General features: G+C 65.0%; 1 protein-coding gene. It reads right to left on the bottom strand.

Going from position 1 to position 1339, the window contains the following annotated elements; all coding sequences use genetic code 11:
• Positions 1-1339: apolipoprotein N-acyltransferase (lnt, locus tag EOA29_RS36665; RefSeq protein ID WP_127222404.1), on the bottom strand; the 1339-nt coding region annotated here is incomplete at both ends.

Genomic DNA, 1339 nt, shown 5'->3' with positions numbered 1-1339 from the left:
CCGTTAATGCGCCGCTGGCCGGCGGGCAGGAGGGCGCGCCCAGAAACCGGCACATGCGCATCGATGGCGCCGCGCGCGTCGACAGCCAAAGCATCGACGATACGCCCGCGCGAATCGACAATGGCGGAGATGCCGTTGTTGGCCGCACGCAACAAAGGCAATCCGTTCTCCACCGCACGGACCTGCGCCTGCCTGAAGTGCTGGTACGGACCTGGCGTGTCGCCAAACCAGGCGTCGTTGGTCACATTCACAATAAGTTCGGATGATGCAGCATCAGCCGCCACAAGATCGGGAAAAATGACCTCGTAGCAGATAAACGGAACCGCCCGCAGGCCATTCGGCACCGCGATCGAATGCCGCTCGTTGCCGGCGGCGAAATTCATCGGCCCGGCGACGAGCTGGCCGATGCCGAAACGCTCGAACAGGCCCTCAAAGGGCAGATACTCCCCGAACGGCACCAGATGCACCTTGTCGACGGCATCGACGATCTCGCCCTTGTCGTTGATCGCCACCACGGAATTGTAATAACGGCTGCTGCCGGCACTCCCCGAGCCGCCCTCCTCGCGCACGACGCCGGCGATCAGCATCTGGCCATCGCTCAGCATGTCGCCCAGCGCCGTCAGCGCGTCGGGACGCTCGGTGAACAGGAACGGCACGGATGTTTCCGGCCACAGGATCAGTTGCGGCCTGGCATGGCCCTGATCCGGCGCCTTTGCCGATATCCCCATCAGCGTGGCGAAGATGCGGTCGCGCACCGAGGCGTTCCATTTCTCGCTGAGATCGACGGCGGGCTGGACGATGCGGACGTCGATCGAGCGGGTTGCCGGCTCGGCCGGGACGGCAAGCCTGAAATAGCCGAAGCCGACATGCGCGGCGACAAGGGTGACGAACAGGACAAGGCCCAGCATCAGGTGCCGACGCGCGGCGACAAGAGCGGGAAGCGAAAAGACGAAGACGGCAAGCGCGTTCATACCGATCATGCCTGTCACCGACACGCTCTGCATCAGGAGCGGCACCGGCATCGCGGCGTAGCCGACGGCATTCCACGGAAAGCCGGTGAAGAGGAAGTCGCGCAGCCACTCGGCGAGGCCGAAGCCGAAGGCGAGCGCCGCTATGCGGCCGATATCGCTGCTCCAGAAAAGCCGAGCCACGACCGCCGCGAAGCCGTAGAAAAAGGCGAGCGCGAAGGGGATGCCGACCACGGCGAAGGGCAAGGCCCAGGCGAAGCTGTCGGCCTCGACGAGAAGGGCCTGGCCGATCCACCACAGGCCGGCGAGGAAATAGCCGAAACCGAACCACCAGCCGATGGCGAAAGCCGGCCGAAGGCGGCGCAGCCAAC

The sequence above is a fragment of the Mesorhizobium sp. M1E.F.Ca.ET.063.01.1.1 genome (assembly GCF_003998155.1).
GTDB lineage: Bacteria > Pseudomonadota > Alphaproteobacteria > Rhizobiales > Rhizobiaceae > Mesorhizobium.
Note: the sequence above shows the minus strand (reverse complement) of the source record. Positions and strands in the feature narration are given on the sequence as shown.